Origin of the sequence: Corallococcus sp. EGB, from assembly GCF_019968905.1 — a bacterium.
Classification (GTDB): Bacteria; Myxococcota; Myxococcia; order Myxococcales; family Myxococcaceae; genus Corallococcus.
Map to the genome: position 1 here is coordinate 8763466 of NZ_CP079946.1, position 21318 is coordinate 8784783.

The window sequence follows — 21318 nt, forward strand, 5'->3', positions numbered from 1 at the left end:
CGCCGCTTCGTCAGTCCGTCGCCAGGGGCAGCCGCACCGTGAAGGTGGTGCCCTGCCCCAGCGTGCTCTCCACGGTGAGGCGTCCGCCGTGGTTCTCCACGATGCCCTGGCAGATGGACAGGCCCAGGCCGGTGCCGCGCCCTTCCGGCTTGGTGGTGAAGAAGGGCTCGAAGATGCGCGACAGGTTGCGCGGGTCGATGCCGGTGCCGCTGTCGCGCACGCGCACCACCGCCTCCGTGCCCTCCTGAAGCGTGGTCAGGTACACCTGCCCGCCGGGCTGCATGGCGTGGCACGCGTTGGTGATGAGGTTGACGAACACCTGCACCAGGTTGGCGCGCACGGCGGCCAGGGGCGGCACGTCGCTGGCGTAGTCGCGCTGCACGCTGACGCGGGCCTGGGACACGACGTGCTCGCAGAACCCCACCGCCATGTCCACGACGGCGTTGAGCGACACGCGCTCCGGCCGGTCCTGCGCGGGCCGCGCGTAGCTCACCAGGTCGCGGGTGAAGCGCAGGATGCGGTGGCTGCTCTCCAAAATCTTCTTCAGCTTCTCCTGGTCCGCGGGGTTCGCGCCCGGCGTCATCCGCGAGCGCTGCAAGAGCGCGTCCGCGTAGGTGGCCACCGCCGTCATGGGGTTGTTGATTTCGTGCACCACGCTGGCGGCGAGCTGCCCGATGGAGGCCAGCTTCTCCGCGTGGATGATGCGCTTCTCCAGCTCCTTCACCACCGTGACGTCCTGGCCAATGGCGATGACGCCCTCCACCTCGCCGGGTTGGGTGAGCATGGAGGAGGTGGCGAAGGACACGCGCACCTCGCCGCCGTCGCGGGTGAGGAGGCGCGTCTCGAAGCTGTTCACGGACTCGCCGCGCATGGCCGCGGCCAGCACGGGCGCCATGCGCAGGTGCTCGCTGTCCGGCACCAGCGAGGACAGGTCCCTTCCCAGCACCTCCTCCTTGGAGAGGCCGGTGAGCGCGCTCAGCGCCTGGTTGAAGACCACCACCTGCTTGTCCCGGTTCACCACCAGGATGAGGGCGTTGGCCTTCTCCAGCAGCTCCTCCAGGTACTTGCGCACGAACGTGAGCTCGTCGATGAGCTTCGCGTTCTTCACCGCCACGGCGACCTGGTTGGCCAGCTGGAGCAGCACGCGCTCGTCGTGCGCGGGGTCCGCGTCCAGCCCCTCCGGGTACTCCATGTTGATGGCGCCGAAGAGCTGGCCGCTCGCCACCAGGGGGGCGCTCACGGCGCGGGTGCTGCCGTGGAAGAGCAGCGGCACCTCTTCCGAGATGGTCACCCTCCCCTGCGGCAGCGCCGTGGGCGTGAGGTTGGTCTTCTCCACGGAGCGCTGGAAGAGGACCAGCGGTTCGTGCGCGCCCTCCTTGAGGCGCCCCTCGGCATAGAGGGACGTGAGGCCCCCGGAGCGCGCGTCCACGATGCGGATGCAGAAGGCGCGGCCGGGGAAGAGCTCCTTCACGCCGCGCGCCACCGCGGCCACCAGCTCCTCCTCGCCGCCGGCCTCCGCCACGCTGCGGCCCAGGTCCAGGAGCACGCCCTCGGTGCGCGCCTGCTCCAGCAGGGCCCGCTCGGCCACCACCAGCCGGCCGCTGATGACCTCCGTGTCCACGCGGGCGCGCACCGCCACGGTGTCCGCGCGGCGCGACAGGGTGAACACCAGCGAGGTGCCGCTCTGGAGCACCAGGTCGACTTCGTGGGACTGCCCGTCCTCCGGCGCGACGGCGCCCGCCAGCGCCTCCGCCACCACCTCCACGTGGATGGCGTGCTCGGCGCAGAAGCGGCGCATGGCGGGGTTCACCGCCGCGATGCGCAGGGACGCATCACAGACGGCGACGGGCTCGTCGAGCGCGTCGAAGAAGGCCTGGAAGGCGTCGGGGGCCAGATTTCCGGACGGGCGCACGGCGCGGATCTCACTCTTCATGGGAGCTGGCCTTGTCCAGGTCGAGGATCTGCTGCGCCCCCACGTATGACTTCGTCTCGTAGCGGGTGATCTTCCCGATCTTCCGGACGATCTCCGCCATGCGCTCCGCCTCGCGGTAGATGATGTCCACCGGCCTGAAGGCGAAGTCCTCCTCCTTGAGCTTGCGCTTGAGCAGCTCCGCGTAGCCCATCACGGAGGTGAGGGGCTGGTTGAGCTCGTGGGCGGCGGTGCCGGCGAGCGCGACGATGACGGCGTTCTTCTCGCTCTCCTCCAGCCGCGTCTCCACGTCGGACAGCTTGCGCTCCAGCTGCACGCGGTCGCGCAGGTCCGTGAAGATGCCCACGGTGAAGGACTCGCGGCCGCCCTCGTAGACGATGGAGGCCGTCATGTTCACGGGCACGCGCTCGCCAGAGCGGTGCATCAGCTCCTGGCGCGTGAGCGACAGCCGGCCCTTGCCGCCCATGTCGGGCCCGCGCAGCTGGGCCATGATGCGCTGGGCGACGCCGGGCGGATAGAGCAGGTGCGCGGTGAGCTTCTCCTGGGCCTCCTGCGCGGTGTAGCCGCACATGGCCTCCGCGCCCTTGTTGAAGAGGATGATGCGCCCCTTCAGGTCCGCGGCGATGATGGCGTCCACCGACGAGTCGATGAGCCGCTCCAGGAAGTCCTTCGTGTTGCGCAGCTCGTCCTCCAGCTTGCGCGCGTGCGTCACGTCACGGAAGGACAGGATGGTGGCCGCGTCCTCGTCGCGCAGCGGCGCCGCGGACATGGACAGCGTGAGGCAGCGTCCGGCGGGCGTGCGCACCACCACGTCCACGCCCATGCGCGCTTCACCGCGCGACGCGGACGTCACCAGCTCCATCAGCACGCCGTCATCCACCGGCTGGGTGATCTGGTTGAGGTGCTTGCCGCGGGCCTCGCCGGCCGTCGTGTCCAGCATCTGCGCGCCGGCGGGGTTGAGCGACAGCACGGCGGCCTCGTCGTCGAGGATGGCCACGCCCTCGCTCACGTGGGCGAAGAAGAGCTGGTAGGGCTTGAACGAGGCGGCCTTCTCCTCCGCCGCGAGCCGCGCCGTCTGCACGGACTGGAGCACCGACGCGCTCCGCAGCGCCACCGCCGTGGCGTGGGCCACCGTGGTGAGGAAGTCGATTTCACGCGTGCTGAAGGCCCGCCTGCGCCCGGCCGCGCGCAGGAGCAGCACGCCGCGCACCTGGCCCCGGATGGGCAGGGGCAGCGCGGCGATGGCGTGGATGCCTCGCGCGGCCACGGCCTTCCGCTCCGTGTCGCCCAGGAGCGGGTGCGTGGCGGCCTCCTGCATGACCACGGGCTTGCCGGTGCGGACCACCTCGCGGATTTCCGGGTAGCGCGCCAGGTCGATGCGCAGGTCCTTCATGCCCGGGTCGTCGCTGGCGGCGACGATGACGCCCTCGTCCACGCCGCCGCCCACCATCACCAGCGTGGCGCGCGCGATGTCCAGCTGCTCCGCGAGGCGCCGCGTCACGCCGTGCAGGAGCGCTTCCACGTCGGAGCTCTCCGCGTAGTCGGCGGTGAGCTCCAGGAGCAGCGCCAGGTCCGTCTGGCTGCGGGCCTGCTCTTCGCGCTCGCGGTGGCGCTCCGCGGCGCGCTGCAGGCGCCAGGTGAGCTCGTAGGGCATCGCCTGGTGGGTGATGATGTCCGCGGGGCGCAGCGTGTCCACGGCGGCGAAGCCTCGTGGCTCCGGCGACACCACGGCGATGAGCGTGAGGTGCGGCCCGTTGAGGGAGGTGAGCAGCTCCACCACCGCGGGGCCGCAGCCGGGGGCGGTGAGGTCCACCAGCGCCAGCGCGGCGTCATCGGGGTCCTCCACCACGCGCAGGCCCGCGCGCTCGGCGGCGGCGTTCAGGGGTTCTCTTGCCACCGACCCTGGGGGGACCAGGACGATGCCGAAGGCGGGTTCCGACGGGGCCGACACGGGGCGCAGGACTCCGGAGCGAGGGGCCCCGGAGTCTACACAACCCCGGGGGTCAGGGGCAGCCTGACTCGAAGGCGCCCTGGTCCGGCGCCGAGCCGCAGAAGGGCAGCCCCAGGGGCAGGCCGGCCTCGCGCGCGGGGGACTGGGCCGACAGCTGGTAGTCGTCCGCGCCCGGGTCGACGAAGGCGGGCGCGCGCTCCTGGGAGCGCTTGTCCAGGCCGGTCTTCGTGCGCCAGTCAGCCAGGCGCAGGGTGGCGCCCTCCAGGTTGAACACCGCCGCGCCGCCGCTCCGGAAGTACAGGTTGCCGTCCACCACCGCGCCGCTCCGGCCCGGGCCGCCGCGCGCGGCGATGCCACAGCCGGCGAAGAGGTTGTTGCGCACGTCCAGGCCCTGGCTGGCGCCGGTGGACCCCGTGCCGAAGGTGAGGCACGCGCCGCTCAGGTTCCACACGGTGTTGTGCTGCACCTTCACGTCCACGGACGTGTCGATGCGGATGCCCGTGCCCTCCTCTCCATCGGCCGCGCCCAGGCCGTCGTGGATGAGGTTGCGGCGCAGGATGACGCGCGTGGGAGGCGCGCCCTCGCGGTTGCCGCCAATCTGGATGGCGCGCGCGTTGGCGTAGAGGACGTTGTCCTCCAGCGTGACGTCGGTCGGGGACATGTGGATGAGGATGCCCTCGCCCGCGGAGGTGGACACCGCGCGGTGGTTGTAGACGGTGTTGCCGCGCAGCGTGACGCGGGTGCACGTCTTGATGTCCGCGCCGTTCTCCCGGTTGTCGTGGAGCAGGTTGTCCTCCACGAGCAGGTTGTCGAACGGCGTGCCTGGACTGGTGGCACCACCCTCCGGCCCCAGGCACTGCACGCCGTCGCCGGAGTTGTGGTGGATGTCATTGCCGCGCACCACCACGTTGAACGCGGAGGTCTGTACGCAGACGCCGTGGCTGTCCACCTCGCCCTTGTCGAAGTGGGAGATGTCGTTGTGCTCGATGAGGACGTCGTGCGCCTTCTCCGTCACGTAGACGCCCGCGCCCTCCGTGCCGTTCTTCACGATGCTGTCCCGGAGCACGCCGTGGTGCGCGCCCGCGCCGCGCCACATCACCGCGAAGGTGGACTCGCCGCCCACGTCCACCGTGAGCCCCTCGATGTTCCAGTGCGCGCCGCTCACGTCCACCAGCGCCGTCTCGCCCAGGGAGCCGCCCTTGAGGATGGCCGTGGCGCCCGGCGCGGCCCGCAGCGTCAGCGGCTGATCCGCCGTGCCCTGCCGCTCCTTCAGCTGCACGTGTTCCCGCCACGTGCCGGACTGGAGGAACACCGCCTCACCGGGCTTCACCAGCGCCACGGCCCGAGCCACCGTGCGCAGCGGCTGCGCCTCCGTGCCCGCCGCGGAGTCGTTGCCGCTGGGGGATACCCAGAGCACGTGCGTGTACTGCGGCTCGGCGGGTAGCGGCGGTCCGGGGTCCCGCGGATCCGCGGGCGGTGGGTCCTCTGGCTCCGTTGGCGGATCCGTGGGGGCGCTGGTACCGCCGTCCGTGGCGCTGCCGCCGTCCTCGCGGGGGCCCGTGCCCGCGTCGGCGGGCGACTGGGGTCGCGGCGAGATGACGATTGGTGGCGTGGGTTTGCTCGGAGGCGTGGCGTTCGCGGGCGCGGGCTCGACCGTGCCGGTACAGCCGACGGCGCCAGCGAGCATCCCGGTGGCACAGACGAGGGTCGTCAGGGTCGGGCGGAAGCGCATGTGGACTCCTCGTGAGGGTTCACGGCGCGGGGAGGCGCTCGCGGGGTCGGCCGGCAACGGAGACGTGCGTGCCGGACATTCCCTGTCAGCCGTGGATGTCGTCGCCGCCGGGTCGCAGGGGAGGCGGGCAGGAATGAGAATCCGCGCGGTTGGGCCTGGCGACAGCGGCCCGCGAATGTGCCGGAGGGTGGGCACCGCGCGCAGGACGGGCTTCAAGGCTTCCACCCGGAGGCCCGTCCCCGGGGCGCGACAAGTTCCGTCGCCGGGCCTGTCCCGGCACGTGTCCGAAGGGATGAAGCGGGTGCCCGGAAAACACGAGGGCCGTGTCCCCCGGAACGAGGAACACGGCCCGCGCGTGACGGCGGATGGCGGCTTCAGGGAGCGGCGGAGTCGCGGGCCGCCCGGCCCAGGAGTGCGTCCAGCTCTCCGCGCGCCTCCAGGTCGAACAGGTCATCGCAGCCGCCGATATGGCGGCCCTCGATGAAGATCTGCGGCACCGTCTGGCTGCCGCAGCGCCGCATCATCTCCTCGTGCCGCGCTTCGTCCGCGCCGACATCCACCTTCTGGAACTCGCAGTTCTTCTCGTTGAGCAGATCCATGGCCTGCCTCGAGTAGAGGCAGGTGCGCTTCATGTAGACGACGACCTCGGGCATCACGACCTCCTGCGCCAAAGGGTGGGGACTCGGACCGCGGTCCGACACCCGGCATGAGGCGCTCGCCCGCCTGTCCGCCCTCCTCAGCGGGCGACCGGTGCGGCCGCGGGCAGACGCGCGCTGGTCTCCCGGGCCCGGCCGCGCAGGTCCCATGCGTACAGGGCGCACCACTGGAGCACGGCGGTGAGCACGAACAGCAGCGGCCACAGCGGCGTGTAGTGCACGCGCAGCAGGTACAGGCCCACGTAGTACACGTAGAACTGGAGCACGAACGCGAGCAGCGAGTGCCGGCCGATGACGCTCGCCGTGCGCAGGTAGCGCGACAGGTATCCGGCCTGCTCCGCGCGCATCAGGAGCCCCAGCAGCGCGAGCACCGTGCCGCCATACAGCGCGATGTAGGCGGGGCCCGGCGGGTACTTCTGCTGTTGCGACGTGAGCGCCATCAGCGTGTCGAAGCCCGCGCCGTGCCACAGGCGGTGCACCGCGATGTGCAGCACCACCAGCGCGGCGCCGCCCATGGCGATGCCCAGCCCCACGATTTCGAAGCGCCGCCCCACGCCCCTGGCGTCCGCGCGGCCCCAGGTCCCCAGCCACTCGCCGAACATGCTGCCCACCAGGTACACGCCCAGCCACGGCACCACCGGGAAGCTGGAGAGCAGCACGGACAGCTCGAGCTGACCGAAGAAGATCTCCTTGAGCGTGCGGGCCACGACCGACTCCGGCCACCAGCCCAGGCTCACCGCCCAGCTCAGCACGAACAGCCCCAGGCCCAGCGCCGCGCGGGCCCGTCCGTTCAAACGCGTCACCATCCAGGGCCCCACGAGCAGCGCCAGTCCGATGGTGTCCGTCACCGGCAGGATGCGCAGCAAGTACTGGGGCTCGTTCGCCCAGAAGCGGCAGGTGGGCACGATGAGCAGGTGGCCCGCGGTGAGCAGGAACAGGCCCCGGCGCTGGAGCCGCGCGCGCAGCGCACCGAAGTCGCGGCTGCGCGAGTGCAGCAGCCCCAGCATCAGGCCGCTGATGACCATGAAGCCGGGCGTGGCCATCATCGTCAGCAGGTTCATCCGCTCGCGCACGTGCGCGGCCTCACCGCCCAGCGGATAGAGATATGCGTCCGCGAAATGCGACAGGAACACGAGCAACATCACCGTGCCCCGCATGGCATCCACCGCTTCCAGCCGTCCAGAGGCGGAGCGCGCCCCCGACACCTGCTCGCGCTGCATGGGATATCCTTTCAGAAGAAGGCGCGCGGCGTGGATGGCTTCCCTCCCCCTCGAGCGGATGCCTGCCTTGCGCGCCGGAGGCATGGGATATCACCCCTGCCCGCAAAGACAAACATTCCGACAAAACACCCTTCCCACTGGAATTCTTGTCGCGCCAAACACCCTGTATGGGTTCAGGCGGGACCCGCATGGGAGGCAGGATGACCCGGATGGCTGCCCGGCGAGGGGCCGGGCATCAAGTCGAGAGCGACCGGAGTGGGCGTGCTAGGTAGGAGGCATGTCTCCCCGACGCCCCGAAATCCTCGCCCCCGCTGGTGACCTGGAGTCGTTGCGCGCCGCCCTGGCCAGTGGCGCGGACGCCGTGTACTTCGGGCTCGATGAAGGCTTCAACGCGCGGGCCCGCGCGGAGAACTTCTCGCTCGCCCGGCTGCCGGAGACGGTGGGGCTCATCCACCGGGCTGGCGCGCGCGCCTACGTGACGCTGAACACGCTGGTGTTCGAGCCGGAGCTGCCGGTGGTGGAGCACCTCCTGCGCGGCGTGGCGAAGGCCGGCGTGGACGCGCTCATCGTGCAGGACCCGGCGGTGGCGCTGCTGGCGCGGGCGGTGTGTCCCCAGTTGGAGCTGCATGCCTCCACGCAGATGACGCTGTCCAGCGCGGAAGGCGCGCGGTTCGCCACGGGGCTGGGCTTCACGCGCATGGTGGTGCCGCGCGAGCTGTCGGTGGCGGAGATCCGCCGGCTGGCATCCCAGACAGACATCGAGCTGGAGGTCTTCATCCACGGCGCGCTCTGCATGTCATGGAGCGGCCAGTGCCTCACGAGCGAGGCCTGGGGCGGCCGGTCCGCGAACCGGGGCCAGTGCGCGCAGTCCTGCCGGCTGCCGTACGACCTGGTGGTGGACGGCGAGACGCGCGACCTGGGCGAGGTGAAGTACCTGCTCAGCCCCAAGGACCTGGCGGGCGTGCGCGCCGTGCCGGAGCTGGCGGACATCGGCGTGCACAGCCTGAAGATTGAAGGCCGGCTCAAGGGCCCGGCCTACGTCTCCAGCACGGTGCAGGGCTACCGCCGCTGGCTGGACGGCGTGATGGCGGGCAAGCCCGACGCCGCGCGGCTGGCGAAGGACCTGGCGGAGATGTCGCTGTCGTACAGCCGGGGCTTCTCGCACGGGTTCCTGGCGGGGTCCGACCACCAGACGCTGGTGGAGGGGAGATTCCCGAAGCACCGCGGGCTGTACCTGGGCCGCGTGCGGGCGGTGTCGGGCAAGGACGTGCTGGTGGCGCCGGACGACCGGCCGTGGACGGGCGCGCTGGGCCTGGGCGACGAGCGCCCGGAGGCCCCGGCGGGCACGGTGTCCGCGCCGCTCACGGGCGAGCCCGACCCCGCGGACGTGGATCCGCGCCCGGGCATGGGCGTGGTGTTCGACGCGGGCGCGCCGGAGGACAAGCACGAGCCGGGCGGCCCCATCTTCCGCGTGGAGCGTGAAGGCGACGCGTGGGTGCTGGGCTTCGGGCATCCCGGGCCCGACCTGGGCCGCGTGGCGCCGGGGCAGCGCGTGTGGCTGAACAGCGATCCGGCGCTCGCGCGGCGCACGGGAGAGCTGCTCGCGCAGGGTGAGCCCGAGGGCCGCATCCCGGTGTCGCTGGTGGTGTCCGGCTCGGAGGGCACGCCGCTGCGCGTGCGGATGAGCACCGGGAAGTTCACGCGCGAGGCCGTGGGCACGACGGTGCTCGCGCCGTCGCGGGGCGCGGGTGTGGACGCGGCGCTGCTCAAGGACAAGCTGGCCGCGCTGGGCGGGACGTCGTTCCACCTGGCGGAGCTGGACGCGTCCGGGCTGGCGCCAGGGCTGCACCTGCCGGTGTCGGAGCTGAAGGCGCTGCGGCGGCAGTTGGTGACGGAGCTGACGGCCGACGTGGAGCGTGGCCCCGCGCGGACGGTGAGCGAGGAGGCGGTGGAGACCGGCGTGCGTGACGCCCTGCTGGCGAAGGTGGCGTCGCGGCCGGCGGAGGAGGCGCCCTGCTTGCTGCCGTTGTGCCGCAACGACGCGCAGCTGGAGGCGGTCATCGCGGCCGGGCTGCGCGAGGTGGAGCTGGATTGGATGGAGATGGTGGGGCTCCAGAAAGCGGTGGAGCGGGCGCGGGCGGCGGGGCTGCGCGTCACCATCGCCACGGTGCGCGTGCAGAAGCCGGGCGAGGAGGGCTACGACACGCGCCTGGACCGGCTGCGGCCGGACGCGGTGCTGGTGCGCCACTGGGGCGCGATGATGCACTTCCTGGAGCAGCCGGCGGGGGCATCGCGGCCGGTGCTGCACGGGGACTTCTCGCTGAACGTCACCAACTCGCTGACCGCGGCGCACCTGTTGGGGCTGGGGTTGGACACGCTGACGGTGTCGCACGACCTGGATTCGGAGCAGCTGTTCGCGCTGCTGGAGCAGGCGCCGGCGCACCGGTTCGCGGTGGCGCTGCACCACCACATCGCCACGTTCCATACGGAGCACTGCGTGTACTCGCATACGCTGTCCAACGGGCGCGACTACAAGACGTGTGGAAGGCCGTGTGAGAAGCACGCCATCGCGCTGAAGGACCGGCTGGGGCTGGAGCACCCGGTCATCGTGGACGTGGGTTGCCGCAACACGGTGTTCAACGCGCAGGCGCAGAGCGCGGCGTCGCTGGTGCCCCGGCTGCTGGAGCGCGGCGTGCGGCGCTTCCGCGTGGAGTTCGTGCGCGAGACGCGCGAGGAGGCGGCGCGGGTGCTGGGCGCGTATCAGGAGCTGCTCGCGGGCCGGCTGTCGCCCGCGGAGGCGGTGAAGCGCGCGGCGGTGCACGAGCAGTTCGGCGTCACGCGCGGCACGATGCAGGTGCTCAAGCACCCGGCGGCGAACGCGCGCTGAGACGCAGTGTGCGTCAGGGTCGCATTGTCCGTGCGACGCCCGGCCTCCTAGACTCGATGTCCCCCCTTTCCAAGGACATCGGGATGAGCATGAACAAGCTGCGTGGTCTGGTGATGTTCGCTGCGCTGGGTTTCGGCGCGCTCGTCGGCTGTGGTGGTGTGGCGGACGGCTCGGAGCTGGAGACGGCTTCGGTGGAGCAGGACCTGAAGCAGTGCTGGAGCAACGACGACTGTCCGGTCGGCCAGGGCTGCATCAACTCGGCGTGTCGCCCCACGCCGGTGGATGGAATTCCCTGCGGCATCATGGACCCCGCCACGGGCGAGATGGCCAGCACCACGTACTGCTCCTCGACGCAGATCTGCTGCCTGAACACGGGCAGCTGCGTGAGCAATTACACCCAGTGCAACGCCCTGTAGGACGCCACTGACACCATGAGGGGCCGGGCTCCTACTTCGAGCCCTGCCCCTCTGTTCGTTCAGGCGATGTGAAGCACGTCCCACTTGGAGGAAGCGCTTCGCAGCCAACGCACTCTCAGGAGCGCGAACAGCAGCGTCATCGCGGCGAACCATGCCCAGGAGTTGGGCTCAAGCCCGATGAATGTCTGCTCACCATGTTCCATCAGGCCGCCATCCATCCAGATGAGGAACTTCATGCCGAGCAGCAGCGGGCCCATGCAGAGGGCCGCGACGCTGATCCACGACAACAGGTCCCGGATGGCTGGGACGAAGCCCCGAGACGACCGTACCGCCACCTTCACGACATCCAGGGGGGAGCAGTCCATTCGTCGCCACAAGGCGAGCAGAAGCCATCCTGCCGTGGCGAACACCGCGATCGTCACGAGACCCCAATACCCGAGGCGATCCAGGCCCAGGAGAAGTTCCATCGGAGAAGGCGGCGGTCCCCACTGGAAGTATTCATCTACCCCTATCCGCGAGCCGAACCCCCAGATGATGTGCTGGCCGAACAGGACGGGGCCCGCGAAGATGACCACCACTCCCAGCCAGCCCAGCAGGTCTCCCAAACGTTGACGCAGGCGGATGCGGACGGGCATCGCTTCACGGGCCACACGCGCCCCCCATCCCGACCAGCGCACCAGGGGCACCACGGCACAGGCAGCGAGGATGACGATTCCGCAGCAGACGGTCTCGACACTCCAAGGCTCAGGAAAAGGCTCGGACTCATGTGAAACAGCCCATCGGATGTCGCCTACGACCTGGACCAGGAGCATCAGCAGCGGGCCCATGAAGGCCGCCGCCACGCAGGCCCACGCCATGAACTCCCGGGCGCTCGAGAACCGGGTCCAGGGGGATGACGCCTTCAGGCTCAGGACGTCATGGCCGTCACGGGGCCCTCGCCTCAACCAGAGGACGAGTGGCAACGCGACCCAGAGCAGCAAGAACAACATCGGCCAGAAGAGGCCTGCGAACGACAGCTGCGGTGGCGCATCGTCGGTGAGCGTGAACTGCATGGGGCACCCTCCTGCCCCCCGCAGCCTACCACAGTCAGGCTGCGGCCGCGGGCGGGGGCGCCGGGTTCGTCTCCACGAGGTTCACCGGCTCTCCGTCCTCGCCCAGCACCACCGGGGCGATGCCCAGCTTGCGCTCCACCAGCGCGTGCCCCAGGTAGACGAGCGGCGTCAGGCCGATGGCCACCAGCAGCTTCACCGCGTACGAGGTGAAGATGATCCGGAAGATGACGTTCTGGGGCAGCACGCCCGTCCACGCGACGAACTGCACCACCATCGTGTCGATGAGCTGCGACACCACCGTGGAGCCCGTGGCGCGCAGCCAGAGCATCCGGTTGTTCGTGATGCGCTTGAGCAGGTTGAAGACCGAGATGTCCAGGAACTGGGCCACCAGGTACGCCACCATCGACGCCATCAGGATGCGCTGCGAGCCGCCGAACACGTTGTTGAACGACGCCGCCACCGTCCCGCTGTAGTCCTTCGCCTCCGTCATCGGCGCCCACGGAATCTGGCCCGCCAGCGCGATGATCACGAACGTGAAGATGGCCATGAAGAAGCCCACCCACGTCACGAACCGCGCGACCCGCTTGCCGTAGAACTCGTTGAGGATGTCCGTCAGCAGGAACGTCACCGGGAACGGCAACATGCCCGCCGACATCACCGCCACCACCGGGCCCAGGTGCACCTCGAACAGCTTCGCGCCAATGATGTCGCCCACCACCAGCGAGGTGATGAACACCCCCGCGAGCACCATGAAAAGCTGAATCCGCCGGTCCAGGGTCATCCGAATGCGTCCTTCGCGAACGAGGCGCCTCTACTGCTAGCACACCCGCCCGCCCCCGTCGCTTGGCCGCCCGGGGTCTACTCGGGCAGGTAATACAACGTGCCCGGCCCCACGGGCGGCCTCTCCCCGAAACCGCCTCCCCCGGCGAGCACCAGCCGCGGCCGGTACACCCCCAACACCGTCTGCTCCGTGCCCGTCGGGTTGTCGTAGCCGTGGCCGAAGACGCCCGGCCCGCTGAACGCCATCCCCCGCCCCACCGGCTGTCCTTCGAGCTGCAACCCCGCGCCCAGCACCAGCTCCATGCCCTCCGTGTGCCCGTCCGCGCGCGGCGGGATGGCTCCGCCCGGCTCCACCCGCAGCCGGTACACGCCATACGTCGCGCCCTCGTGGATGACGTCCACGTAGCCAAAGGACTTCGTCTCCGTCCGGTACACCATCTCCTCGGCGGTCCGGTGCACCTGGAGCGACGGGATGGCCCAGCCCGTCAGCGCCTCCGGCTTGGTGACCCGCACCGTGGCGGCGTACAGCGGCGCGTGCGGCGCGGCGTCCGTGGGCGGCGCCAGCAGGTAGCGGCACACCGCCTCCGCCGCGGACTCCAACAACTCGAAGCGGCACGCATCCAGCAGGAAGCGCAGCTCACCGGCCAGCCGCCCGTAGTGCACGGTGTTCGCAAGCCTTCCGCCCACCGCCGCCTGCCGCGCGTCCAGGAAGAGCGCCACGTCCAGGCGCAGGGGCTGCGGCTTCACGCGCTCGCGGTTGTAGATGCCCACGATGACGTCCACCGTGAGCCCGCGCAGCTCCATCACGTCCAACGGACGGCCCTGCGCGTCGGTGACCACGGGGTGGCTCCACGCCGGCTCCTGGCTCACAGCTGCGCGCTCCTTCCACCATCCACGGCGATGACCTGTCCGGTGAGGTACGGCGCCTCGCGCGCGAGGAACACCACCGTGCGCGCCACGTCCTCCACGCTGCCCTCGCGGCCCATGGGCACGCGCTCGAGGACCTCCTTGCGCGCGGCTTCGTCGAAGTGCTCCGGGAACGCCACCACGCCCGGCGAGATGGCGTTGACGCGCACGTGCGGCGCCAGCTCCACCGCGAGCGCGCGCGTCAGCATCACGAGCCCCGCCTTGCTCACCGAGTAGTGCGCGTAGTGGCTCACCGCCCGCTCCCCACCGATGTCGGTGAGGTGCACCACCAGCGGGTCCTTCCCCGCACGCAGCGACGGCAGCAGCGCCTGCGTGAGGAAGAAGGGCGCGTCCACGTTCACGGCCTGCATGCGGCGGTACTGCTCGCGCGTCACGTCCGCGAAGTCCACCCGTTCATAGAGCCCCGCGTTGTGGACGACCACGTCCAGCGCGGGGTGCGCCTCGCGGACCCGGGCGCCCAGCGCGTCCACGGCCTGCGCGTCGGAGAGGTCTCCGCTGTAGAGCGTGACGTCGCGGCCCAGCGCGCGCAGTTCGTGCGCCAGCGCCTCCAGCGGTTCCATGGAACGGTTCGCGTGAAGCGCCAGGTCGTAGCCGGCGCGGCCGAGCGCTCGCGCCACCGCGCTTCCAACGCGCACGCCCGCGCCCGTGATGAATGCGGTCCCCATATGCGGGCCCTGCCTAACAGGCCCGCCCGCGAAAGGCACCCGGCGCCTTCACGCACGAAACACCGCGGGGCGACACCCGGAGTCCCCACTCCAGGCGCCGCCCCGCGTTGTTCCCCTGCTTCCCCTCTGCGTCGTTCGTCCCCTTCGTCTCCTCTGGCTGGCTACGGGTAGTAGGACACCGCGTGCACGTTCACCCAGCGGCGCCCGCCGTACGGCACCCAGACCCACTCCGTCACCGCCTGGTAGCCGCCCGGCACATATTGCTGGTCGTAGTAGCCCGGCGTGCACCGCATGTGGCGGCCGTGGCGGCCACGCGTCACGCACTGCTCGGGGACCCAGACCTGCTCGTAGCGCGCCGGCACCCAGCGCTCCACCGTCTGCAGCTCGTAGCGGCCGCGCGAGTCCACCGGGCGCGGCATGGGGCCGTAGTTGCAGTTCGGGCCGCGGCAGCCCATGTAGCGGCGGACCTTCTCGTCGTCATCGGCGTAGCGGAACGCCTGGCCCTGGGGCGCGGAGTCCCACCCGCCCTGGTACCGCGGCTGCTGGCCGCCCCAGCGCGCGTCCGCCTGCGTCGGGCCGCGCCAGTCCGCCGCGAACGACGTGGAGGAACCGAGCAGCAGTGCACCGAAGGTCAGGGTCGCGAGTCCGAGCTTGAAAGCCATGTCATCCATCCTCCGTCCGAGTTGCTTGTCCTGACTGACGGAGCCCCCGCCGGAACATTCAAATCCCGTCGAGTCCCCCTGAACCCCGGTGGCGGGGCCGGAGGGATGTGGGTACACCTCGTCCCATGTTCCACCGCGACGGCCCCACCCTCCGCGAGCTTGCCCGGCAGGCCCTCACCTCCGTCGAGCACGGCTACGACCTGCTCGCGCCCAAGTTCGAGCACACGCCGTTCCGCACGCCGGATCCGGTGCTCAAGGCCGCGCTCGCGCACGTGGGCCCCGTGGGCAGCGCCCTGGACGTGTGCTGCGGCACCGGCGCCGCGATGCGCGTGCTGCGCCCGCTGTGCCGCGAGCGCGTCGTCGGCTTCGACCTGAGCCAGGGCATGCTGGATGAAGCGCGGCGGCGGCTCGCGGATGCGCCTGGCAGCGCGGCGCTCGACTTCGTGCGCGGGGACGCGCTGGCGCTGCCCTTCGACGCGGCGTTCGACCTGGTCACCAGCTTCGGCGCCTTCGGACACATCCTGGAGGAGGACGAGCCCCGCCTCGTCGCGGGCATCGCGCGGGCGCTGAAGCCCGGGGGGCGCTTCGTCTTCGTCACCGCTCAGCCGCCATCCGCACTGAACCCCGGCTACTGGGTGGCGAAGGGCTTCAACGCCGCCATGCGCGTGCGCAACGCGCTCTGGAAGCCGCCGTTCGTCATGTACTACCTGACGTTCCTCGTGCCCCGCGCCCGCGCGCTGCTGGAGGCGGCGGGGTTCGACGTGGAGGTGCGCGAGGGCGACATGCCGGAACCCTTTGGCCGGCTCGTCACCGTCATCGCCACGAAGCGCTGATGCGGCCTCACGGCGCGGCCGAGGCGCCCTCGGACTCCGCGTACTCCACCGCGAGGATTTCGTATTCGACCGTGCCGCGAGGACGCTCCACCTGCACGGACTCGCCGGCCTCCTTGCCCAGGAGCGCGCGCGCCAGCGGGGACTCCACGCTCAGCCTTCCTGCCTTCACGTCCGCCTCATCCGGGCCGACGATGCGGTAGCGCACGCTCGCGCCGTCCTCGTCCTCCAGCACCACCCACGCACCGAAGAAGACGCGGCCCGCCTGAGACGGATCCGGCGTCACCACGCGCACGTCCTCGAGGATGGCGGTGAGCTCACGCACCCGGCGTTCGCGCTCGCGCTTGCGCACGGCGGCCTCCAGCTCCGGCCAGTCCCCCGGCGCGGGGCCCTGAAGGTCCAGGAGCTCTTCCTGGAGCGCGCGGTAGCCCTCGGGCGTGATGTAGCGCTGCTCCGCCGACGTCGACCGGGGACGCGCGGGGGTGAGCCCCTCGTCGCCGCCCCCGTCTTCCTTGGTGAATGCCTTCGACATGGCCCGCTCCCTCCTCCCAGGAGATCTCTCAACGTTTCCCGGGCATTGCACACGGGGCCCGCCTGCCCGCCTGGTTCTTGATGAAGGCGGGCGCTCTCCTGGGAGGCGCGTTGATTCTGGGAGACGGGGCGCTCAGGCGCTCGCAGGGCAGGCACCTGATCCGCGGGCCCACCTGACGGCGGTGCCTACTTGGGGGTCTCGGGGTTCGCCGGGGTCTCCGACGGCGCGCCGGGCGTCGCGGGCGCGGTGGACGACTCCGGGGGGGCGATGGGCTCGCCTTCGGGCGCGGGGGCCTGACCGGAGGGCACCAGCTGGAGCTTGTAGTGGCTCACGCCCTTGGGCAGGACGACCTCCACCAGCGGGTTCTCCTTCACCAGGCCCGGGTCGAGCTGGAGGGCGACCTCGCCGTTCTCATCGCTGGTGGCGTTGAGGTGGTTGCGGTACTCGCCGCCCAGAATCTTGGCGCCCTTCACCGGCTTGCCCGTCTCGGCATCCGTCACGCGGAGCACCACGAGCTGGTTCTCCTGGAGCGCGGTCGCGCCGTTCGCCTGGACGATGTCGTTGTAGCGCGGGCGCAGCGCGCAGGCGGACAGCAGCGCGGAGGAGAGGAGGGCGACGGTCAGCAGGTTGCGGCGAAGGCTCATGGAATCCATCCAGGCTGGGAAGCGGTACGGCGGAGGCGCGGCAGCATAGCCGCCAGCCACCGAACGCCAAGTCCCCGGTGTGTCACGGTCCCGGGGTATGGCATCCGCCCTCACGCCCGGTGGCGGAAATTCCCGGCGGGCAGGCGAAACCCGCGCCCTCTCCCTCGAGGGCCGGTGGACCCCTCAGCCCTTCCACCCGCTCGCCTCCAGCACCATCTCCCAATGGTCCGGGCACGTCCTTCCCCCGCCCGCACGGAGGCCCCTGCGCCATGGATGAGACCTATACGGAGGCATCAGGACACGTCACGACTTCGAGCAAGCGCTCGCCGGTGCGGGAAGGGCGGGTCGAGTACTACGCGGCCGCGCCGCCCGACACGCGTGTGGAGGAGAGCCGGTTCATCTGGAAGCGCAACCGCTTCGACGTGAGCGTGCTGACGATGACGCTCATCAGCGCCGTCACGTTCTTCATGCCGCTGCTCAACGGCCTGCTGGCCGGCACGTTCGGCGGCTTCCACGCGGGACGGCCTCGCCGGGCCCTGGCCGCCGCGCTCGTCGCCGCCGTGTTGGTGCCCGCATCGTTCTTCGTGGCCTACAACGTCTTCAGCGTGGGCTCCGAGCGCCTCTTCTACGGCCTGGGCTGGGTGAACTGGACCATCCTGAATGCCATCGGCCTGTTCATCGGCGCCCTCTGCGGGGCCTCCAGCCGCCCGATGTTCAGCGGGGAGATCACCCCCGGCTACGCGTACCCGTCGGGCATCAGCGGAGCTCCACTCCTAACGCAAGGCGATGTCGCTCCAGCCCTTCCGGAAGGCTCGCGAGACCTGTCCCGCGACCTGCCCACGACGCAAGTGTCCCCTCCCAGTGGAGCTGGGCGCGAGGAGTGAGCAGCACGCTCCAGCGGGCGACACGCCCCAGGTACCACTCCACCTGGAGCGTCGCGTCCGCCTCGTGCGTGAAGCCCGGCGTGAGGCCCAGGCGCCACGAGGGCACATACGTGGCCTCCAGGCGCAGCGCGCTGTTGCCCGGGCCGGGCAGGCCCGTGCGGTGGGCCAATGACAGACGGGGCCCGACCGTCGGGACCGTCTCCCCCCGGCTCCAGGCCATCGTGGCCTGGGCGCCCAGCCCCACCGCGAGGAAGGTGTCGAAGCGCTCCGAGGCCGCCACCACGCCCAGCGCCTCCGTGTCCACCGTCGCGCGGTAGGGCAACGGGCGGTCGATGTCCGTGGACATCCTCGCCTCCGCGCCCCACCCCAGTGAGTCGAGGAGCGACCGCCGCTGCTGGGGCAGTTGCGGCAGCAGGGTGCGGTAGCCCACCAACGTCAGGCGCGAGCCGATGATGCGCGGCACGCCCCAGCGGGGCTCCACCGCCAGCTCCCCGTCCAGCACGCGCAGCTCGCTGCTGGACTGGAAGCCGTGCAGGCGCGCGTCGCCCAGGGATTCATTCATCGCGGAGGTGCGCAGGCTCACCACCGGACGCGCGGCGCCCACCTCCGGGAAGTCCACGCCGCCGCTCACCACCATGCGGGCCGCGCCGGATTCGCGCAGCGCGCCCTGGGCCCAGGTGGTCTCCGCGTCCACCTTCCGTTGATGGTCCCGCGCGAGGAAGGCGCGCGGATCCACGTCCGCGAACGGCCCGTCGTTGAGCGCGCCCTGGGCCTCCGTGGCCGCGGCGAAGGCGGCTTCGGTGTGCTCCGCGCGGACCAGGGCCTTGAGCTCATCCGGCGTGGGCAGGCGCTTGGTGGCGGTGTCCAGGGCCTGCTGGAGCAGGGCCGTGCGGTCGAGCACCGCGAGCTTCCGCTGCATGGCGTCCTCGCGCTCGAAGAGGCGCTGACGTTCACGGACACCTTGCGCGGCGCCTCCCTCGCCCTTGAGGTCGACGGCGACGAGGCGCTCGCGTTCGATGGAGAGCTTCTCCTCTTCTGCCTGGTCCACCGCCGCGCGCTCCACGCGCACCGCGTGCGCCACGTAGGCGTGCAGGGCCTCGCGGGCCTTCGCCTGCTCGGACGGTGCCGCGGCGCCGAGCGCCGTCATCGCGGCGGAGGGCAGGTGTTCGTAGGCCTGCCGGCGGACATCGGGCTCGGGAGACTGGAGCTGGCGGTGGACGTGTCGCAGGGGCGCGAGGGCCGTGGCCGGCAGCAGGGAGGCCAGCGCCGTGAGCCGCCGCTCCTCTTCCACCAGCGCGCGCCGGGCCCGGTCTGCGGTGGATTCAAAGGCATCTGGCAGGTGCTCCAGGAGCGGCACCGTGCGGCCCCGGGCGTCCACGACGTTCGTCTTCGCGAGCGTGTCCAGCGTGGCGGTGGGCAGGACCCACAGCGTGCCGGGGGCGCTCACGTGACGGCCGTCCTCCAGCGAGCCGTTGAGGAGGAAGAGGAGCGCGGCGGCGCAGTTGTCGGTGAAGAAGTAGTAGCCCAGGTAGCCGCGACGCTCGAGCTCCCAGATGCGCTCCAGCATGCGCTGGGATTCGCCGGGCGTGAGGTTCAGCCGGAAGCGGCGGATGGTGCGCTGCTCCAGCTCCAGCGATTCGTGGGTGATGTCGCCCAGGGTGCCCGTGAGGAAGACGGTGCTGTAGCCGCCTGTCATTCCCTTCATCAGGTAGCCCAGGCCCTTCTCCTCCATGCCCGTGAGCGCCACGAGCTGCACGACGCGCTCGAAGTCCGGGCCCCGCACCGTGGCCCCTTCGCGCCAGACCGGGCGCAGGAGGAGGTGGCCGAAGAGGGACTGGGGCTGGCGGCCCGAAGCCGCGACGAGCAGGACCTCCAGATGGGAGAGCGCGTCCGCCTCCGCCCAGTCATCGAAGGCCGGGCAGCCGCCCCTCGCGGGCAGCGTGCCCAGGCGCGCCTCCGAGATGAACTCCGACAGGGCGCGCGCCTTGGAGAACTCCTGGCAGCGCACCTGCTCATCCACGGGCAGCGCGTCCGGGCGCAGCGACTCCACGGGGACGAGCAGCTCCTCCGCGAAGGTGACCAGGTCCAACGACGCGCTGACCTGGCCCCGGGCGCGGCTGAAGGCGCCCGCGTAGGTGATGCTCGCGGATTCCCTCCACGTGAGGGGCCGCTCCAAGGGCAGCAGCCATCCGTCCAACCTGCGCCACGGGGGACGCCTGCTCCAGCCGCGCGCGTCGTCCCAGCGCTGCATCACGGCGTGCACCACGGCGCGGCGGCGCCACAGGTGCTCGGCCTCCGTGTCGGTGAGACGCGACAGGCGCAGCATGGCCCGGCGCTCCTCGGACGGGGCGTAGCGGTAGAGGTGGAACTGCTCGCGCTGCTCCGACCAGTCGGGCCGGGCCTTGGTGCCATCACCCAGGCCCAGGGGCGCGGGCTCCGGGTGGAGGACGAGCTCCAGCCGGCCTCCTGGCGGACGCCGCATCGCGGGAGGCAGGGCGGCGAGTCCCGCCTCCACGTCCGAGACGAGCGATGCGTCCTGAGCCGCGGCGCCCCGCAGGAGGATGCCCGCCGTGGCCTCCAGGACCGCGACCCTCGAAGCCAGGGCGACCTCCGGGGACACCCTCAAGAACGCGGGCACCGCGAGGTGGCCTGGGGGCTCCTCGAAGGCCGCGTCCTGCGCATGCGCCCGCGGGCTCACGGCCAGCAGCACCGTGAGCCATCCCAGCCACACCGGGCGGGGTTTCACGGAAGGGCCTCGGCCGCTCGGGTCGCCCCTTCCTGTTGCTGGAGGAATGCCTGCCGGTCCTCTTCGAGCCGGGGTTCGGTGCGCGCCAGCTGGCCCACGCGCTCCAGCCATGCGCGGGCGCGCTCGGGCGTCAGCGTCTTCGCGTCCGCCATCTTCAGCAGCTCCTGGCGGTGCGTGCGCAACAGCTTGCCGAAGACATCCTGGTTCCCGCGGCGGATGTGCGCCGCCTGCGCCAGGTCATCCACCGTGGGGCCCGCGCCCAACGCCAGGTCTTCGCGCAGCTGGTGCGTGCGGGCCCGCAGATACACCTGGGCCGCCTCCCCCACCTCCCTCGGCGAGGGCCGCCTGCCCTTGCGCCGCGCCGAGTGCTCATACGACTGCCAGATGACGATGCCCAGGCCCAGCACCGTCAGCGCCACCGTGGCCGTCGACAGGAGCTGATTCTCCTTGCCGTTGCTGCTCTCGCTGCGCGTGCGCGAGTCGTCGCCCTGGTCCACCTGGTTCGACTCGCTGGTGCCCGAGTCGCTGTGCTCGCTGGAACCGGAGTGGCTGGAGTCCCCTTCTCCCGTGCTGTGGTCGCTGGAGCCCGAGGAGCCATCCGAGTTCGTCTGGCTCGAATCCCCGTGGCTGGAGTTGCCCGAGTCGGACCGGCTGGAGTCCCCCTGGCTCGAGTTGGCCGAGTCCGACGCCTCCGAGGCCCGCAGGCCCGCGGAGGGCGTGCGACACCCCACGGCGAGCATCAGCATCGACGCCGTCACCGCGCGCTTCCATGAAGACTTCGTCCGCATCCAGCCCCCTCGAAAG

The 21318-nt window shown here is 71.2% G+C and carries 17 protein-coding genes; 3 read left to right on the forward strand and 14 right to left on the reverse strand.

Features of this window, described 5'->3' with window-relative positions; all coding sequences use genetic code 11:
• Positions 1-10: 10 nt before the first annotated feature.
• From KYK13_RS35790 to KYK13_RS35810, 5 genes are all read right to left on the reverse strand, one after another.
• A complete protein-coding gene (locus KYK13_RS35790) occupies positions 11-1933 on the reverse strand; it encodes a GAF domain-containing sensor histidine kinase (protein ID WP_223639162.1) in 1923 nt (640 codons plus the stop codon).
• Complete coding sequence (locus tag KYK13_RS35795; protein ID WP_223639165.1) at positions 1923-3881, reverse strand: PAS domain S-box protein; 1959 nt, start codon at positions 3879-3881, stop codon at positions 1923-1925. The genes KYK13_RS35790 and KYK13_RS35795 overlap by 11 nt, the downstream gene beginning before the upstream one ends.
• Positions 3882-3933: 52 nt before the next feature.
• Positions 3934-5613: a nitrous oxide reductase family maturation protein NosD gene (locus KYK13_RS35800; RefSeq protein ID WP_223639168.1), complete on the reverse strand. Its 1680-nt coding sequence runs from the start codon at positions 5611-5613 to the stop codon at positions 3934-3936.
• A 374-nt stretch (positions 5614-5987) separates the two neighbouring features.
• Entirely contained in the window at positions 5988-6266 is a 279-nt protein-coding gene (grxC, locus tag KYK13_RS35805; RefSeq protein WP_223639170.1) for a glutaredoxin 3, read from the reverse strand.
• A gap of 83 nt (positions 6267-6349) precedes the next feature.
• On the reverse strand, positions 6350-7489 hold the full coding sequence (locus KYK13_RS35810; protein ID WP_223639173.1) for a heparan-alpha-glucosaminide N-acetyltransferase domain-containing protein: 1140 nt from the start codon (positions 7487-7489) through the stop codon (positions 6350-6352).
• 277 nt (positions 7490-7766) lie between these two features.
• Here KYK13_RS35810 and KYK13_RS35815 point away from each other — a divergent pair, with 277 nt between their 5' ends.
• Together KYK13_RS35815 and KYK13_RS35820 are read left to right on the forward strand one after the other, a co-directional pair.
• On the forward strand, positions 7767-10376 hold the full coding sequence (locus KYK13_RS35815) for a U32 family peptidase (RefSeq protein ID WP_223639176.1): 2610 nt from the start codon (positions 7767-7769) through the stop codon (positions 10374-10376).
• An 83-nt stretch (positions 10377-10459) separates the two neighbouring features.
• Positions 10460-10792, forward strand: a complete 333-nt coding sequence (locus tag KYK13_RS35820) for a hypothetical protein (protein WP_223639178.1) — start codon at positions 10460-10462, stop codon at positions 10790-10792.
• Between the two features lie 59 nt (positions 10793-10851).
• Here the strand turns inward: KYK13_RS35820 and KYK13_RS35825 are convergent, their stop codons facing one another.
• From KYK13_RS35825 to KYK13_RS35845, 5 genes are all read right to left on the reverse strand, one after another.
• Positions 10852-11844, reverse strand: a complete 993-nt coding sequence (locus KYK13_RS35825; protein WP_223639181.1) for a hypothetical protein — start codon at positions 11842-11844, stop codon at positions 10852-10854.
• Between the two features lie 34 nt (positions 11845-11878).
• Positions 11879-12625 carry a queuosine precursor transporter gene (locus KYK13_RS35830; protein WP_223639184.1) on the reverse strand — a complete coding sequence of 249 codons (747 nt, stop codon included), beginning with the start codon at positions 12623-12625 and terminating at the stop codon, positions 11879-11881.
• Between the two features lie 77 nt (positions 12626-12702).
• Positions 12703-13494: a dihydroneopterin aldolase gene (locus KYK13_RS35835; protein ID WP_223639187.1), complete on the reverse strand. Its 792-nt coding sequence runs from the start codon at positions 13492-13494 to the stop codon at positions 12703-12705.
• Positions 13491-14216 (reverse strand): SDR family oxidoreductase, encoded by a 726-nt coding sequence (locus KYK13_RS35840; protein WP_223639190.1) that lies wholly within the window; start codon positions 14214-14216, stop codon positions 13491-13493. Before KYK13_RS35840 ends, KYK13_RS35835 begins: the two co-directional genes overlap by 4 nt.
• A 161-nt stretch (positions 14217-14377) precedes the next feature.
• Positions 14378-14878: a hypothetical protein gene (locus KYK13_RS35845; protein WP_223639194.1), complete on the reverse strand. Its 501-nt coding sequence runs from the start codon at positions 14876-14878 to the stop codon at positions 14378-14380.
• 125 nt (positions 14879-15003) lie between these two features.
• On the opposite strand from KYK13_RS35845, the gene KYK13_RS35850 reads away from it, so the two are divergent.
• Positions 15004-15711, forward strand: coding sequence for a class I SAM-dependent methyltransferase (locus tag KYK13_RS35850; RefSeq protein ID WP_223639197.1), 708 nt, complete (start codon positions 15004-15006; stop codon positions 15709-15711).
• Between the two features lie 7 nt (positions 15712-15718).
• Here the strand turns inward: KYK13_RS35850 and KYK13_RS35855 are convergent, their stop codons facing one another.
• From KYK13_RS35855 to KYK13_RS35870, 4 genes are all read right to left on the reverse strand, one after another.
• Positions 15719-16240, reverse strand: coding sequence for a GreA/GreB family elongation factor (locus KYK13_RS35855; RefSeq protein ID WP_223639199.1), 522 nt, complete (start codon positions 16238-16240; stop codon positions 15719-15721).
• Between the two features lie 185 nt (positions 16241-16425).
• The gene (locus tag KYK13_RS35860; protein WP_223639202.1) at positions 16426-16884 is read right to left on the reverse strand and encodes a hypothetical protein; all 459 of its coding nucleotides are present in this window, start codon (positions 16882-16884) and stop codon (positions 16426-16428) included.
• 756 nt (positions 16885-17640) lie between these two features.
• Positions 17641-20514, reverse strand: coding sequence for a DUF4105 domain-containing protein (locus tag KYK13_RS35865; protein ID WP_223639205.1), 2874 nt, complete (start codon positions 20512-20514; stop codon positions 17641-17643).
• On the reverse strand, positions 20511-21302 hold the full coding sequence (locus KYK13_RS35870) for a hypothetical protein (protein ID WP_223639209.1): 792 nt from the start codon (positions 21300-21302) through the stop codon (positions 20511-20513). Before KYK13_RS35870 ends, KYK13_RS35865 begins: the two co-directional genes overlap by 4 nt.
• Positions 21303-21318: the final 16 nt, after the last annotated feature.